Source organism: Neisseria zalophi (genome assembly GCF_008807015.1).
Classification (GTDB): domain Bacteria; phylum Pseudomonadota; class Gammaproteobacteria; order Burkholderiales; family Neisseriaceae; genus Neisseria; species Neisseria zalophi.
The window spans coordinates 364,965-380,936 of sequence record NZ_CP031700.1; the positions used below are offsets into that span (position 1 = coordinate 364,965).

The 15,972-nt window shown below is 42.9% G+C and carries 17 protein-coding genes; 8 read left to right on the forward strand and 9 right to left on the reverse strand.

All coding sequences use genetic code 11. From position 1 onward, the window contains the following. Positions 1-39 precede the first annotated feature (39 nt). Complete coding sequence (locus tag D0T92_RS01640; RefSeq protein ID WP_151049608.1) at positions 40-1,053, reverse strand: PTS transporter subunit IIC; 1,014 nt, start codon at positions 1,051-1,053, stop codon at positions 40-42. Positions 1,054-1,141: 88 nt separating this feature from the next. Then, the gene (locus D0T92_RS01645; protein ID WP_151052933.1) at positions 1,142-2,146 is read right to left on the reverse strand and encodes a thiamine ABC transporter substrate-binding protein; all 1,005 of its coding nucleotides are present in this window, start codon (positions 2,144-2,146) and stop codon (positions 1,142-1,144) included. Positions 2,147-2,250: 104 nt separating this feature from the next. Here D0T92_RS01645 and D0T92_RS01650 point away from each other — a divergent pair, with 104 nt between their 5' ends. The 6 genes from D0T92_RS01650 to D0T92_RS01675 all read left to right on the forward strand — a co-directional run bounded on the left by D0T92_RS01650 (position 2,251) and on the right by D0T92_RS01675 (position 9,525). Next, a complete protein-coding gene (locus tag D0T92_RS01650) occupies positions 2,251-2,931 on the forward strand; it encodes a pyrimidine 5'-nucleotidase (protein WP_151049610.1) in 681 nt (226 codons plus the stop codon). A gap of 64 nt (positions 2,932-2,995) precedes the next feature. After that, positions 2,996-3,259 (forward strand): spore cortex protein, encoded by a 264-nt coding sequence (locus D0T92_RS01655; RefSeq protein WP_151049612.1) that lies wholly within the window; start codon positions 2,996-2,998, stop codon positions 3,257-3,259. Positions 3,260-3,362: 103 nt separating this feature from the next. Next, positions 3,363-4,730: a bifunctional UDP-N-acetylglucosamine diphosphorylase/glucosamine-1-phosphate N-acetyltransferase GlmU gene (glmU, locus tag D0T92_RS01660; RefSeq protein WP_151049614.1), complete on the forward strand. Its 1,368-nt coding sequence runs from the start codon at positions 3,363-3,365 to the stop codon at positions 4,728-4,730. A gap of 89 nt (positions 4,731-4,819) precedes the next feature. Continuing rightward, on the forward strand, positions 4,820-6,655 hold the full coding sequence (gene glmS, locus D0T92_RS01665) for a glutamine--fructose-6-phosphate transaminase (isomerizing) (protein ID WP_151049617.1): 1,836 nt from the start codon (positions 4,820-4,822) through the stop codon (positions 6,653-6,655). A gap of 276 nt (positions 6,656-6,931) precedes the next feature. Beyond that, positions 6,932-8,512: an ATP-dependent nuclease gene (locus D0T92_RS01670; RefSeq protein WP_151049619.1), complete on the forward strand. Its 1,581-nt coding sequence runs from the start codon at positions 6,932-6,934 to the stop codon at positions 8,510-8,512. Next, complete coding sequence (locus D0T92_RS01675) at positions 8,497-9,525, forward strand: UvrD-helicase domain-containing protein (RefSeq protein ID WP_151049621.1); 1,029 nt, start codon at positions 8,497-8,499, stop codon at positions 9,523-9,525. Before D0T92_RS01670 ends, D0T92_RS01675 begins: the two co-directional genes overlap by 16 nt. Positions 9,526-9,721: 196 nt before the next feature. Here D0T92_RS01675 and D0T92_RS01680 read toward each other — a convergent pair whose 3' ends face one another. The 7 genes from D0T92_RS01680 to bioH form a co-directional block, all read right to left on the reverse strand. After that, complete coding sequence (locus D0T92_RS01680; protein ID WP_404821673.1) at positions 9,722-10,570, reverse strand: MlaA family lipoprotein; 849 nt, start codon at positions 10,568-10,570, stop codon at positions 9,722-9,724. Between the two features lie 32 nt (positions 10,571-10,602). Continuing rightward, the gene (locus D0T92_RS01685) at positions 10,603-10,881 is read right to left on the reverse strand and encodes an STAS domain-containing protein (RefSeq protein ID WP_151049625.1); all 279 of its coding nucleotides are present in this window, start codon (positions 10,879-10,881) and stop codon (positions 10,603-10,605) included. 3 nt (positions 10,882-10,884) lie between these two features. After that, on the reverse strand, positions 10,885-11,484 hold the full coding sequence (locus D0T92_RS01690) for an MlaC/ttg2D family ABC transporter substrate-binding protein (RefSeq protein WP_151049626.1): 600 nt from the start codon (positions 11,482-11,484) through the stop codon (positions 10,885-10,887). Positions 11,485-11,516: 32 nt separating this feature from the next. Further along, a complete protein-coding gene (mlaD, locus tag D0T92_RS01695; RefSeq protein WP_151049628.1) occupies positions 11,517-12,026 on the reverse strand; it encodes an outer membrane lipid asymmetry maintenance protein MlaD in 510 nt (169 codons plus the stop codon). Between the two features lie 4 nt (positions 12,027-12,030). Next, a complete protein-coding gene (gene mlaE, locus D0T92_RS01700; protein WP_151049630.1) occupies positions 12,031-12,807 on the reverse strand; it encodes a lipid asymmetry maintenance ABC transporter permease subunit MlaE in 777 nt (258 codons plus the stop codon). 42 nt (positions 12,808-12,849) lie between these two features. Beyond that, positions 12,850-13,653 carry an ABC transporter ATP-binding protein gene (locus D0T92_RS01705; RefSeq protein WP_151049632.1) on the reverse strand — a complete coding sequence of 268 codons (804 nt, stop codon included), beginning with the start codon at positions 13,651-13,653 and terminating at the stop codon, positions 12,850-12,852. Between the two features lie 320 nt (positions 13,654-13,973). After that, a complete protein-coding gene (gene bioH, locus D0T92_RS01710) occupies positions 13,974-14,717 on the reverse strand; it encodes a pimeloyl-ACP methyl ester esterase BioH (RefSeq protein ID WP_151049634.1) in 744 nt (247 codons plus the stop codon). Between bioH and D0T92_RS01715 the strand changes: the two genes are divergently transcribed. Both D0T92_RS01715 and trmL read left to right on the forward strand, forming a co-directional pair. Then, a complete protein-coding gene (locus D0T92_RS01715) occupies positions 14,716-15,429 on the forward strand; it encodes a ComF family protein (RefSeq protein ID WP_151049636.1) in 714 nt (237 codons plus the stop codon). The two genes, bioH and D0T92_RS01715, sit on opposite strands and share 2 nt — an antisense overlap. Before the next feature lie 64 nt (positions 15,430-15,493). Then, positions 15,494-15,958: a tRNA (uridine(34)/cytosine(34)/5-carboxymethylaminomethyluridine(34)-2'-O)-methyltransferase TrmL gene (gene trmL, locus D0T92_RS01720; RefSeq protein WP_151049638.1), complete on the forward strand. Its 465-nt coding sequence runs from the start codon at positions 15,494-15,496 to the stop codon at positions 15,956-15,958. Positions 15,959-15,972 lie beyond the last annotated feature (14 nt).

A 15,972-nucleotide genomic window follows, 5' to 3' on the forward strand; every position in this document is an offset into this window, starting at 1 on the left:
ATTACATTTGCAATATTCCTGATAAAAATTTCAATCCTTTTATATATCAAGCTTCAAATCCCCATCACGAATCCAACCGCGGCGGCGCATCCAAGCGGCAATCAGCCAGGTTAGCAGGGCGGGGAGTATGAAATGTAGTAGGGCAATGGCGAACCAGATTGTCGGAGTACTGCCCATGGCGTTGATTGTGCCTACTTGGCCGACTAATCCGCTGGTGCCCATTCCTGCGCCGGAGGGGATATTGCTCATTTGAAAGCCTAAGGTGGCTAATGGTGCCAATAATGCGCCGGTTAACGTGGGCGGAATCCAGATTTTCGGGTTTTTAATGATATTGGGCATTTGCAGCATGCTGGTGCCTAGGCCGTGGCTGAGTAGGCCTGCCCAGCGGTTATCCCGAAAGCCCATAATGGCAAAACCTATCATTTGTGCGCAACAGCCTACGGTGGCCGCGCCTGCTGCCAGCCCGCTGAGGGAAAGGGAAATGGCAATGGCGGCGCTTGAGATGGGCAAGGTTAATAATACGCCCATTAATACGGCCACGACCATGCTCATGAGTAAGGGCTGTAATTCTACCGCCCACATCACCAATTCTCCAGTTTGGGTCATTAAGGCGGCAACGGCAGGGCCGATAAATTGGGCAATGGCAATGCCGACGCTTAAGGTGGCAGCCGGGGTAATCACAATATCAATCGGGGTGGTTTTATGAAGTAATTTTCCGGCTTCGGCGCCGGCTGCTGCGGCGAGAAAACAACCGACCGGGCCGCCTAAAGCTGCGCCTGCGGTGCCGGTGACTACGCTGGCGAGCAAGACCAGCGGCGGTGCTTTGAGGGCAAAGGCTACGCCCGTGCCGATGGCCGCGCCCATAGCGCTTTGCGCTTGCGTGCCGACATCTACCAGCCATTGCCATGAGGCCCATGTGCCGATGGTTTTTAAAATCAGTCCGACAATAAGCGAGCTGAATAAGCCTAAAGCCATAAAATTGAGTGCGTCTATACCGTAGCGGCGCAAACTGAATTCAATATTCCGTTCGGCTAAAAAAGCTTTGAAACTCATTGATTTTCCTTTGTTATATTGATGTGCTTTAGAGGTTTATAAAGGCCGTCTGAAAGTTTTCAGACGGCCTGTTTGTTATGTGGCCGGTTTATTTGAGTACGGTTCTTATCCAACGGCTGACCCATTGTTTTTGTTTGTCTGCCATTAGGTTGCTGCTGGGGGTGTAGTGCTGTTTCGGTGTTTGGGCGAATTCAAACACTTGCGGCAATGGTGTGCCTTTGGCGGCAGGGTATACCCACATTTCAGAAGGCAGAGTTTTTTGTACTTCGGCACTTTGCAGGTATGAAGCCAGTTTCATGGCCAACCCGGGGTTTTCTGCCCCATTCAATACAGCAGCCCCTTCTATTTGGCGGAATACGCCGCCTTTTAGGAATAAGTTTCCGGTTGGCGGTACACTGTATTTACCTTTGCTGTAATAGACTTCGGCGGCAGGGCTGGTGGCATAGCTGACGATTAAAGGACGAGAGCCGCCGTTTTGGGTGAAGTCGGTATAGTAGGCATCGCTCCAGCTTTGGCTTACTTTTACACCGTTTTTACGCATATCGGCCCACCATTTGAATGCTTGCTCTTCACCGAGCCCGCCGATATTGGCCATCAGGAAAGATAACCCCGGGCTGGATGTGCTGGGATTAGGTACGACTAATAAATCTTTATAGGCCGGCTTGGCTAAGTCTTCCATTGATTGTGGCAACGGCAGCTTTTTATCTTCAAACCATTTTTTATCGTAGTTCAGCACCACATAGGCGTAGTCAACGGCCAATACACCGGATAAAGAGGCATCGGTGGGCACAGATGTCGGTTGTTTTGAAGATAAAATCCCGTTTTCCCATGCTTTGGTGATGTTGACATTGTCTAAGCCATAGACCACATCAGCAATCGGTTTGGCACGGCTTAAAATCAATTTATTCAGCATTTCATTACCGCTACCGGCTTTAATAATGGTGAGCTTCGTATGATTATCTTGCTCGAATTTTTTGATTTGTTCGTCGGGCAGGCTGAAAGAACCGTGTACAGCCAGTCGGACTTCCGATTGTGCGGCAGCTTGGAAGCTGAGTAGGCATAAGCTCAAGCCTAATAATAATTTCTGTGTTATCTTCATTGTGTATGATCCGGATATATGATGATGCCCTTATGGGAAATAGCTATTTTTCAAAGGGTTTTTCTTTGGAAAATTATTTGTAAAGTATTTTAAATAAGATGAATTGTCAAACAGTTTGGTTGTTCGATCTCGACAACACCCTGCATCATGCCGATGCGGGTATTTTTTCTTTAATCAACAAACAGATGACGGCATATATGGCCCGTCATTTAAATTTAAGTGATGAAGCGGCTTCCGATTTAAGGCAAGACTACTGGCACCGCTATGGCGCAACGCTGGCGGGCCTACAAAAGCACCATCCCGAAATCTGTGTTAATGACTTTTTACAAAAAAGCCATCCTTTACAAGATATATTGCCGGCATTGGTGCCGATGGAAAATGCCATAGAAACTTTAAGCGGTTTGGGTGGTCGAAAAGTTGTATTTTCCAATGCACCGTCATTTTATGTGCAGGCATTGGTTGAGCAGTTGGGTATAGCTGCTTATTTTGATGCTTTGTTCGGCACCGATGATTTCGGCTTGTATTACAAACCGCATCCTCAGGCTTATCGGCATGTGTGCAAAGTATTAGACATAAGCCCGAACTGTTGCATTATGGTTGATGATAGTGCCGACAATCTGCATGCTGCCAAAACATTGGGTATGCATACAGTATGGTTTGGTAAACAAGCACATGCGCTGCCTTTTGTAGATTTTGCCGCACCTGATATGGTTTCGTTGTCCGAGTGGGCAAAAATACCAATGAATGGTTCACTATCAATTGGTACACAATTTGATTAAAATGAATAAGGTTAGACCTAATCATTCATATTTTTCACACCGAAGCAATTTTTAAGGAATCATTATGCGCTCTTTTGCCCTTTTGGCTGTTTTTTCCCTACTGAGTGCCTGCTCTTGGGAAACCTATCAAAAAGCCGACGGCCACACTGCTTTAAAACCAAAATACCAACCCGGCACACCGGTGGTTTACCAAGATGGTACTTATTCGCGCAATATGCGCTATAACCAATTCCGTCCCGAACAACGTGCCGTCACTTCAGGCGGTCACACGGAAAATGTACGCGGCACCAACTGGGAAGCCCCAAGTATGCCAAATACAGTGCAATAAAACGGTATGGAATGATTAAGGCCGTCTGAAAATCATTCAGACGGCCTACTTAAAAATTTAATATCCATTTCTAAAACCTATCAAATTAAGGCAAAACAATAATATGAGCCAATCTTCTTTACATGTCGTTATTCTAGCTGCCGGAAAAGGCACCCGAATGTATTCCAAACTGCCTAAAGTATTACACCAAATCGGTGGCGAGCCGATGGTTCAGCGTGTTATCGACACCGCCCGCAGCTTAAACCCCGAAAGCATCAGTGTTGTGATCGGGCATGGTAAAGAAGCAGTTTTGGCGCAGGTGAAGCGTGATGTGAATTGGGTAGAGCAAAACGAGCAACTGGGCACCGGCCACGCGGTAAAAATTGCGCTACCACATTTGCCGGAAGAAGGCCGTACTTTGGTGCTCTATGGTGATGTGCCGTTAACCGATACCGCTACACTGGAAGCTTTGCTGGAAGCAGCCGGTGATGAAGTCGGCCTGCTAACCGATGTTTTAGACGATCCGACCGGATACGGCCGTATTATCCGCGACAACGGCAAAGTGGTGGCTATTGTCGAAGAAAAAGATGCCGATGCCGCTCAAAAAGCCATTCAAGAAACCAATACCGGTATTTTGGTATTGCCCAATGCCAAGCTTGCCGGATGGCTGAATAGCCTGCAAAGCAACAACGCACAAGGCGAATATTATCTGACCGATTTAATCGCCTTGGCCAATCGTGACGGCATTGCCGTTCACCCCGTGCAAGTTGCCGCATCTTATCTGGCGGCAGGCGTGAACAATAAAGTGCAACTGGCCGAATTAGAACGGATTTTCCAAAAACAACAGGCACAAGCTTTGCTGAAAGCAGGCGTTACCCTGCGCGATCCCGATCGTTTTGATTTAAGAGGCCGTCTGAAACATGGTCAAGATGTGGTGATTGATGTGAATGTGGTATTGGAAGGTGAAGTGGAATTGGGCGACGATGTGGAAATCGGTGCCAATTGTATTATCCGTAATGCCACAATTGCTTCAGGTTCGAAAATTGCCCCGTTCTCTCATTTAGAAGGCTGCGAAGTGGGTGAAGATGCCCGTATCGGCCCGTTTGCCCGCCTGCGCGCCAATACCAAATTGGGCAACGGTGTTCATATCGGTAATTTTGTCGAAACCAAAAATACAACGATGGGCAATGGCAGCAAAGCCAACCATCTGACTTATCTGGGTGATTCCGAAGTCGGCAGCCAAACCAATATCGGCGCCGGTACGATTACTGCCAACTATGATGGCGTAAACAAACATAGAACAAAAATCGGCGATGATGTGCGTATCGGTTCGAATGTTGTGTTGGTGGCACCGGTTAGCTTGGGCAATAAGGTTACTGTGGGCGCGGGCAGTTCGATTACCAAAAGTTGCGAAGACAATACTTTAGTACTCGCACGTGCACGCCAAACCGTTATCGAAGATTGGATACGGCCGGAAAAAAATCAGAAATAAATTTGCTGCTCAATAAAGCAATGGTCCGATCAGGCCGTCTGAAAGTCAGCCTGCCTGATTTTTTTACAACTTGATACTAAGGAACAATTATGTGCGGTATCGTAGGTGCTATACGCGCCAATCACAATGTAGTGGATTTTCTAACAGACGGCTTAGAGCGTCTGGAATATCGTGGCTACGATTCATCAGGTATCGCCGTCAGTATCGACGGCAAAATCAAACGTGTCCGCCGTGTCGGCAGAGTGGCTTTAATGGCACAGGCAGCCAAAGAAAAAAATCTGTTCGGCCGTATCGGTATCGGTCATACCCGTTGGGCGACACACGGTGGTGTTACCGAGCCGAATGCACACCCCCATATTTCAGGCGGCACCGTAGCGGTGGTGCATAACGGTATTATCGAAAACTTCGAAAGCGAGCGTCAGCGCTTACAAAAGCTCGGCTATGTTTTCGAATCACAAACCGATACCGAAGTGATTGCCCACAGCGTGAACCACGAATATCTGCAAACCGGTGATTTGTTTACCGCCGTACAAGCAGCCTGCAAACGTTTTCACGGTGCTTTTGCCATTGCCGTTGTCGCACAAGACAATACCGAAAACATGGTGGTGGCGCGCATGGGTTGCCCGCTTTTGGTGGCTTTCGGTGAAGACGAAACCTTTATTGCTTCCGACGTATCGGCCGTCATCGCCTTTACCCGGCATATTGCTTATCTGGAAGACGGCGATATTGCCCTGCTCAGCACCAAAGGCATTGAAAAACTAATTGATAAAGACGGCCAAGTTGCCGAACGTAAAGTAAAAATTTCCGAGCTTTCTCTTGCCTCATTGGAATTAGGCCCATACAGCCATTTCATGCAAAAAGAAATACACGAGCAGCCGCGCGCAATTGCCGATACGGCTGAAGTATTTCTAGAGGGCGGTTTTGAACCTGAAAACTTCGGCAGTAATGCCCGCGAGGTTTTCGATGATATCCACAGCATTAAGATTTTAGCGTGCGGCACTTCTTATTATTCGGCCTTAACCGCCAAATATTGGCTGGAAAGCATTGCCAAAATGCCGACCGATGTCGAAATTGCCAGCGAATACCGTTATCGCGATGTGATTGCCGACCCCAAGCAAATGGTGATTACCATTTCCCAATCCGGTGAAACATTGGATACGATGGAAGCCTTAAAATACGCCAAATCGCTTGGGCATAAACATAGCTTATCCATTTGTAATGTGATGGAATCCGCCCTGCCGCGCGAAAGCGAACTTGTGCTTTACACCCGCGCCGGTGCCGAAATCGGCGTGGCTTCAACCAAAGCATTTACCACTCAATTGGTGGTATTGTTCGGCTTAACCGTAACCTTAGGCAAAATGCGCGGCCACGTTTCCGCAGAGCAAGAGCAACACTATACGGAAGAGTTGCGCCAACTGCCCGGCAGCATTCAGCACGTATTGAATCTGGAACCGCAAATTACCGCTTGGGCGCAAAAATTTGCTTCCAAACAAAGCGCATTATTCCTAGGCCGCGGCATTCATTATCCGATTGCATTGGAAGGCGCGCTTAAATTAAAAGAAATCACTTATATTCACGCAGAAGCCTACCCGGCAGGCGAATTAAAACACGGCCCGCTGGCGTTGGTAGATGAAAATATGCCCGTTGTCGTGATTGCCCCCAACGATATGTTGCTGGATAAAGTCAAAGCCAATATGCAGGAAGTCGGCGCGCGCGGTGGTGAGCTGTTTGTATTTACCGATCTAGACAGCAATTTTAATGAAGACGAAGGCGTGCATGTTATCCGCACCCCACGCCATGTCGGTGTACTATCCCCGATTGTTCATACTATCCCTGTTCAGCTGTTGTCTTACCATGCCGCGTTGGCTCGTGGTACTGATGTGGATAAACCGAGAAATTTGGCGAAATCTGTTACGGTTGAGTGATTGAAAAAAGAAGATTTTTTGCTAGCAAGTAATAAAATATCAAACTGTTGACACCAATATTTCTACCTACTAAAGTTAATATAACTTTGGTAGGTTTTTTATAATCTTAGGTTTAGTATTTTTAAATTAAAGAGCTATTTTAGTTTTAGATATACAGAGTTTAGGTATATGAAATATCAATCATTTAGTAGTTATTATTTGAACTAAACTATCCGTAAGAGTGATTTTGAAAATTTAAGTTGGAAATTTTAAGCCTAAATTAAAAGGGAATCATATATGCAGCAATATATAACTAAATTAAAATTAACTAATTTCAAAAAGTTTAAACATCTAGAAGTGCAGTTTCAAGATGGTATTAATACTATTATTGGAGATAACGAATCAGGGAAAAGTACGATTTTACAAGCAATCGAATTAGTATCTAAAGCTAGCCGGAATAGAGTTGAAATAATAGGTTTTGAGTCATTAATTAATAAGGAAGCTTGTCAGGAATTCATTCAATTAGAAATTAAATCATTTAATGATTTACCTAGAGTTCATGTCGAGTTGTTTTTAAGTGAGGATATAAAAAGCGAGCTTTCAGGGAAATATAATACTGATGAAATTGAAACGGTGGGATTACATATGGAAATACTGCCTAATGAGAGTTTAACTAGAGAGATAAAACAAGTTATTGAGCAAAATCCTGATAGTTTCCCTTTCGAATTCTATGTGGTTAAATTTTTTACATTTAGCGGGGAGTCTTATACGGGGTATAGTAGATATTTATCAACTTTAATAATTGATAACTCAAATATTAATGGTGAATATGCGAATAAAGAATATACGAAAACAGTATACAAATCAGCCGTTAGTGATGTGCAAAATGTTTGGTTAAAAAACCAATATAGACAACACAAAGAAGATTTCACATCGAACAATTTAAATACCATTAATTCAAGATTACAAGGAGAGTTTACTTTTGCTATACGCTCTAATTCTAAATCCAACTTGGAAACTGATATAGGACTTATACAAGATAATATACCTATTGAGGAAAAGGGTAAGGGGCTACAATGCTTTGTTAAAACAGAATTTGTATTGTCTCAAAATATAGAAAGAAAAATAGATGTTTTATTACTTGAAGAGCCTGAAAATCATTTAAGCCACACTAATATGAAAAGACTTATTTCGAGAATTTCAAAATCAGCGCAAAGTCAAATTATCATTACAACACATAGTAGCTTAATTAGTAGTCGTTTAGATTTAAGAAAGGCAAAACTACTAAATAGTATTAGTGAAAATATTGGGACACTTTCTAATATATCGGAAGATACTGCAAAATTTTTTATTAAAGCACCAGATAGTAATATTTTAGAATTTATTCTATCCTCTAAAGTTATTTTAGTAGAGGGTGATGCTGAATATATGTTGTTTGAGACAATTTATAAAAGTATGGGGCGTAGTATTGAGAATGATAGCTTACATATTATTTCTGTTGATGGTCTTAGTTTTAAAAGGTACTTAGAGTTAGCTAGAATTCTGCAAATTAAAGTTGCTGTTATTAGGGATAATGATGGAAATTGGCAGAAAAACTGTATCGATAACTATAGAGAATACAATGATATAGATAATATTAAGATATTCTATGACGGAGACGAAATTAATAGAACCACTTTTGAAAAATGCATTTATCAAGATAATAAAGAACTTTGTGATGATATATTTAAAAATTTAAGGTCAAATACCCCTGAAGAGTTTATGCTTGCCAATAAAGCTGAATCTGCTTTTAGGATTGCTGATAAATGTGATGAGGAAAATATAACACTAAATGTACCTCAGTATATACAAGAGGCGATTAAATGGATAAACGAGTAATTTTTGCTGTAGCAGGTTCAGGGAAGTCAAAAACTATTATAGATAGAGTTCACGAAGATAGTAGGATTTTAATTTTTACATATACTGAATTAAATACATCGCAATTAAAGCAAAGGATCATTAAAAAATTAGGTTATATTCCTGAAGGTGTTAGGGTCTATACTTACTTTTCATTTCTCTACTCTTTTTGTTATAGACCATTATGTGGCTATGAATTAAAAACTAGAGGTATTGTATTCCCTAAAGAACCTGTTTCAAGGGGTATAAAAAGATATACCCGTGAGTATTATATAGACAGTAATGACCTAGTATATGCTCACAGAATAGCTAAACTTTTAATTGATTTTGAAGTCATGCCCGAAGTAATCAGTAGAGTAGAGCGATATTTTGATTTGATTTGTATTGATGAAGTACAGGACTTTGCTGCAAATGATTTTAATTTTTTATGTGAATTGTCCAAAGCCACAATAGAAATAATGCTAGTTGGTGATTTTTATCAGCATACTTTTGATACTAGCAAAGATGGCAATACTAGACGTAATTTACATGATGATTTTGAAGGTTATTGTAAAGAATTTCGCAAAGCAGGTTATCAAATTGATACGTTTTTATTATCTAAGAGTTATAGATGTAGCCCTACAATTTGTCGCTTTATATCAAATGAATTACATATCAATATTGAGTCGCATAGAAGTGATGAAGTCAATATTAAATTTCTTGAAAATGCGGATGAAATCAAAAATGTTTTTTTAGATGAATCTATAGTTAAGCTGTTCTATCAGAATAGTAACAAATACAAAGGCAATACTCAGAATTGGGGGAAAGTAAAAGGTGTTGATTGCTATGATGATGTGTGTGTGGTCTTAAATAAAAACACTTATGAGGCTTATCAAAACAATGAGCTTTATAATTTGAAACCCCCTACACTAAATAAACTATATGTTGCTTGTACACGGGCAAAACGAAATTTGTATTTTATCGAAGAGCAAAAGTTGAGAGATTATAAAATATAATAAGACAAACAGCCCTTGTTATAATAGGATACTTTATCTTTCTATTAATGTTATAAATCTTATTAAATTTTTGAACGTGACGATCCTTTCGTCACGTTCAAAATTTCCCATGTAACTATATCCAATAAGTACCTACTAACTTACCATACAATTCAATTCTCGTATGCGGTCGGTTTTTATAGATAAATTGATAACCTTAAAGCTCATCAGGCACCCAAATCCCTAAAGCCTGCGGTTGTGCTTCTTCGGGTATGGTTAGGCTGCTTTGTGGTGCCATGTCTGATACAGGTTTATAGGTGTCGACAGATACTTCTTGTTCAACCGTTGAAGACTCAACCGGGGAGGAGGGCTCGTCAACCAAATCATCAATATCAATATCGTCTTCTATACTTTCAGGCAATTTTGCGCCTGTTTGCCGTGCTCTCACTCTCATAAAAATATCACGGGTATAAGTATATTTATCAATGGCTGCATCGTCTAAACTGTCGGTTAAATCTAAATATTGTTCACGTACGCTGACTGCGTTTAAGGTCGCTGTACCGACACGGCCTGCACTGGTTTCAAAAACGGCATTTTTAACCGGGTAAACATAAGTAATGGTATTGCCGATACCGTCACGCACGGTAGAAGGGCCGGCTAGGGGATAAACAAAGTAATTGCTGTTTTTCCAGCCCCATGATGCAAAGGTGTCACCCAATGTATTTTTATTGTTGGGCACTCCTCCGGCACCGGCAACGTCAATCAGGCCGCCTAAGCCGAAAGTGGTGTTAACGCCGACGCGGACGAGATCTTCACTGGCGCGTTTGATATCCAGCCGGAGCAGGTTGCTGCCCATACTGACGACATCGCGTAGGTTGTTGAAAAAATTGCTGACACCGGTACGAACCGGTTTGGGGGTAACCTTGCGGTAGCCGCGTGCTACCGGGCTGAATATATATTTATCCGCTTTCTCGTTTATTTTAAACATGGTGCGGTTATAGGGTTCGTAGGGATCGGCGGGGTTATTTTCGGCTGAAGCAGGCTGTGTTATGGCTAAGCTCAGCATAATAAGAGGTATAGTGGTGGTTTTTTTTATGTTCATGGGGTTACCCATTCTTTTATTTCATATAACTCGGATAAAGCATTCACGGAATCAGGGATGCCACGCAAAGATATTGAATCGGGTTTTAGACGCAATGCGGTGAGTAATAAAGAAATACAGGCTGAATCTGCGCGGGAAACTCCGGATAGATCAATAGCTTCGATTTCTTTCAGACGGCATTGCTGTTCGAATTGCGTGTAAGCAGCTGATGTTACCGTTTTTACGGTAACATCGCCGCTAATATGCAAAATACCGTTGCGTACTTCAGATTTCATGTTTTATTTGCTGCCATTTTTAGATTTCAGTTCGCTAATTAGACCATCAATGCCTTTGGCTTTAATGGTTTCGCCGAATTGATTGCGGTATACGGTTACCAAGCTGGCGCCTTCAACGGCTACATTGTAGGCACGGTATCTGTTGCCGCTTTGATAAGTGGTGAAGTCCATTTTGACAGTTTCACCATTTTCGGGCGTTACATCTGCATGAACGATAACTTCTTTACCTCCACGGTTCACAATCGGTGTATTGCTAACGGTTACTTTGGCATTTTTGAATTTCAACATAGTGCCCGAATAAGTACGGATCAGCAGGGTTTGAAATTCTTTGGTTAATGCCTGTTTTTGAGCCGGAGTGGCTTGGCGCCAGGGATTGCCTACGGCTAAAGCCGTCATGCGTTGGAAGTCGAAATAGGGGATGGCATAATTTTCGGCTTTGCGGCGGACAGCGGCATCATTGCTGCCATTGGCATCCTTCAAGATATTTAATACCTGAGTGGCATTGGTGCGGATTTGATTAACAGCATCGGCAGGTGCGGCAGCGGCAAGGCTGATACTTAAAAGGCCAATACTCAGGGCACTGATAAAAGCTGATTTTTTCATGATGTATGTTTCCTATGTTGTTCTATTAAAGATTATTCAGACGGCGCTTGTACGGGCTCTTCCGTGCTCGAACCGTTTGCGTTTTGCTCGGTAAAGTTGGTCATAAATTTACCGATCAGGTTTTCCAATACTAAGGCAGAAGCAGTGAGGGTAATTGTGTCGCCTGCTTCAAGGTTTTCCATGTCGCCACCTTGCATTAAGCCGATATATTGCTCTCCGAGTAAACCCGAAGTGAGGATTTGTGCGGATACATCGCTGCTGAATTGGTATTGGCTGTTTAAATTTAGACTGACTTTTGCTTGATAAGTTTGTGGGTCGAGACTGATGCTGCCTACCCGACCAACCAATACACCGGCAGCCTTAACAGGGGCATTGGTTTTTAAACCGCCGATATCGGTAAAATCGGCATATACGGTATATGTTTTTCCTGAGCCGCCACCAACTGATACGCCGCCGGCAACGCGGAATGCAAGGAAGCCTATGGCAAAAATACCCAATAAAACAAATAAGCCGACCCAAAATTCTAAAACACTTTTTTTCATCGTATCACTCGGTAAACATTAATGCGGTTAAGATAAAATCAATAGCCAAAACAGTCAGTGCGGAAGAAACAACCGTACGTGTGCTGGCGCGCAGGATTCCTTCGGAAGTGGGAACACTGTGAAAACCTTGATGAACGGCAATCAGTGTTACGGCCAAACCGAAAACGGTTGATTTGATCAAACCGTTCAATACATCATAGCCAAATGAAATATTACTTTGCATTTGCGACCAAAAAATACCGCTGTCCAAACCCAAATATTGAACACCGATTAAATAAGCACCGTAAATACCGGCAACATTAAAAATCGAAGCCAACAACGGCATAGAGAAAACACCTGCCCAAAACCGCGGTACCACAACACGGGCAACGGGATTCACAGCCATCACATTCATGGCTTCAAGTTGTTCGGTTGTTTTCATCAGGCCTATTTCACTGGTCATGGCACCGCCGGCGCTGCTGGCAAATAAAATAGCTGCCAATACTGGGCCGAGTTCGCGCAATAGGCTGGCGGCAACCATATAACCGAGAATATCGGCAGATTTGAATTTGGAAAGTTGCGTATATCCTTGTAATCCTAACACCATACCAACGAACAAACCGGAAACAGCAATAATCAATACTGATAAAACGCCGGCAAAATAAACTTGGCGGACACTTAATTTAAAGCGGATTAGGGCAGTTCCCGATTTAGACAGAATTTGTATAAAAAACAAACAAACGCTGCCCAATGCACGGATAAATTGTAGGGTGTTATACCCAATGGTTTGGATAAAATTCATGGTTTTTCAATATTATCTTTTCAGACGGCCATTAATAATGATTTATGCCGTGCCTAATAAATCCTGTTTTAAATCGGTGCTTGCCGGATAACGGAACGGTACCGGGCCGTTGGGCAGGCCGCCGACAAATTGTTGTACCCAAGGTGAATCCAGTTCGCGCATTTCCTGTGGCGATCCCGAAAACATAATTTCACCATGTGCTAGAAAAATAACTTGATCAACAATGGCTAAAGATTGCTCAATATCGTGCGACACCATAATACTGGTAGAGCGTAGTGCTTTATTGGCACGGCTGATTAAGTGTGCGATTACACCCAACGAAATCGGATCAAGGCCGGTAAATGGTTCGTCATAAATCAGGATTTCCGGATCCAGTGCAATGGTTCGTGCCAATGCGACTCTTCTGGACATGCCGCCTGAAAGCTCGGAGGGCATGAGGTTTTCTACGCCGCGCAGTCCGACGGCATTTAGTTTCAAAATAACCAAGTCACGAATCACAGGCTCAGGTAGTTTTGTTAGTTCGCGCATGGGGAAAGCGATGTTGTCGAATACTGATAAATCGGTAAACAGTGCGCCGTGTTGAAACAATACACCCATACGGCGGCGGTGTTCGTATAATTCGCTTGCATTAAATTCGGCAATATTGCGACCTTCAATCAGAATCTGCCCGCTTTGAGGATGGATTTGACCGGTTATCAGGCGCATCAGCGTTGTTTTACCGCTACCGGAACCACCCATTACCGCGGCAAAATGACCTTGCTCAATGGTAAAGTTGATATTATTGAGAACGGGCCTTCCCCCATAGGCGAAAGCAACGTTTTTCATTTCGATAAAAGGTGTGTTCATGCCTGCGTTGTACTATCCAAATATTCGTATTCTATTAAGTTGGGCCACCTGGGGCAATTTTCCAGACAGCTTTTTATATAAAAATACATATTTGTATGTAAATTGATGAAATAGCTGCTCTGAGTCATAAAATAAATATAAATAGGGTTAAATATTTTTAATTTATAGATATTATCCTTGTTTCAGACGGCCTTTTGATGTCAGCAAACCTCTAAAAATAATTATCTATCATAAAATTAAGTGAGTATAGATATTTTTATAATAAAATGATAGCGGTTGTTTGAGAGATACAAGGCCGTCTGAAAAAATAATTATCTATATTAATTTTGTTCGAAAAATGTTGTGATTAGTGAGGCAAATTCATCGGCTTGAGTGAGAAAGGGCGCATGTGCGGCTTTTTCAATAGTATGAAGTGTACTTTGAGGTAAATGCCGTTGCAGGTATTCTCCCATGCGTGGTGGGGTAATTGAGTCTTTGGCACCGAATATTAATAGTGTTGGAATGTCAATATCAGGTAATAACGGACGGGCATCGGTTTCGGCTACAGTATCTAATGCGGCTTGCATGGCACTGGGCGCACCATGTTTAACAATATCGGGCAAGACTTTTTCTAAAATAGATTGTTGTTCTTTTGCGTATAAAAATTGTAATTGTAGAAACTGTTTCATATATTTGTGATAGTCTTGTTGAAACAAGTCAATCATTTTAGCGAGGGCGGGATTGCTTAAGCCTTCCGGATAGTCTGGCGCTGCTTGAAATTTGGCAAAGCTGGCTGTGATACATAAGGCTTGGATTTTTTCCGGATAACGGGCGGCCATATACAGGGAAATCAGGCCGCCGAGTGACCACCCGAGCAGATAAGCAGGCTCATTGATTTGTTCAGAAAGCTCGTCGGCTATGCCGGCGATATCAAAAGAACCGTCAAAGGGTGCGTCGCCATGGCCCGGTAGGTTTGGGGTGTAGATAGTCCAGTTTGCGGGCAGGCGAGGTATCAAATCATCGAAAACGTGGCGGTTCGCCGCCCAGCCGTGTATCAGATAAACTTTTTTGGCGGAATGTTGCATGAATTTTCTTTCGTGGTTGCGCGAAACATCAGGTATAAAACGATGTGTATTATGCCATGACTATTCCGTTTCAGACGGCCTGTGTTTAGCTTGTACTGCTGATTTACTTGAATTACGTACTGATCCTTCGGGCGTTTGTCCGATCTGTGCCGGCGTTAGTGGCAGCGGTGTAATATGTGGGAAGTGTCAAAAGAAGCCGCCTTCATTTGAGCGATTGTGGACATCGGTTTATTATATGCCGCCTGTTAGTAGTATGATTTACGCGTTTAAGCACCGGGCTGATTTGAGCATGCTGCCACCATTAGCACAGGTATTATTGGCGCATGCACCGCCTTGGTTGGATGATATTCGGATTGATGCTGTATTAGCGGTACCGTTGAGTAAAGAGAGACGGCTATTTCGTGGATTTAACCAAAGTGAAGGATTGGCTGATGCCGTGGGTAAAGCTTATGGTTGGCCGGTGTTGCCGCATCAGACGGTGTTCCGTCGACATCGTACGCCGCAGAGTCTGCTAAAAAGTACGGAGCGCCATAAAAATGTAAAAAATATTTTTGTCATAGAAAAACAATGTGTTAACAATCGTAAAATTTTACTTATTGACGATGTTGCCACAACAGGGGCAACTTTAGAAGAATTGTCCCGAACGCTAAAATTGGCGGGGGCTGACGCAGTTTTCTGTTGGTCGCTTTCGCGTCCGCCAATGAAAAAATAATGAAAAACTTTTTGACGTGCTGCTTCGTTTGCGGCATAGTTCGACACTTAAATATTTGATTTATATGTTTACTGTTGTTTTATATCAACCTGAAATCCCGCCGAATACGGGTAATATCATCCGCTTATGCGCCAATACCGGTGCGGAATTGCACTTGGTCAAACCATTAGGCTTTCCCCTAGACTCAAGTAAAATGAAACGGGCAGGATTGGATTACCATGAGTTTGCTAAATTGGTGGTTCATGAGAATTTTGATGACTGTTTGGCAGTATTAAAGGGACGGCGTATTTTCGCCTTGACAACCAAAGGCCATGCCCGCCCAGATAAAACGGCTTTTCAGGAAGGTGATGTATTTTTATTCGGCCCTGAAACAAGGGGCTTGCCGCAGCAGATTCTTGAAATGCTGCCGGCAGAGCAAAAACTACGTTTGCCGATGATGCCGGATAGCAGAAGCATGAATTTATCAAATACGGTTGCTGTGATGCTTTTTGAAGCTTGGCGGCAAAATGATTATAGGGGCGGTGTATAGAAGCCGTCTGAAAA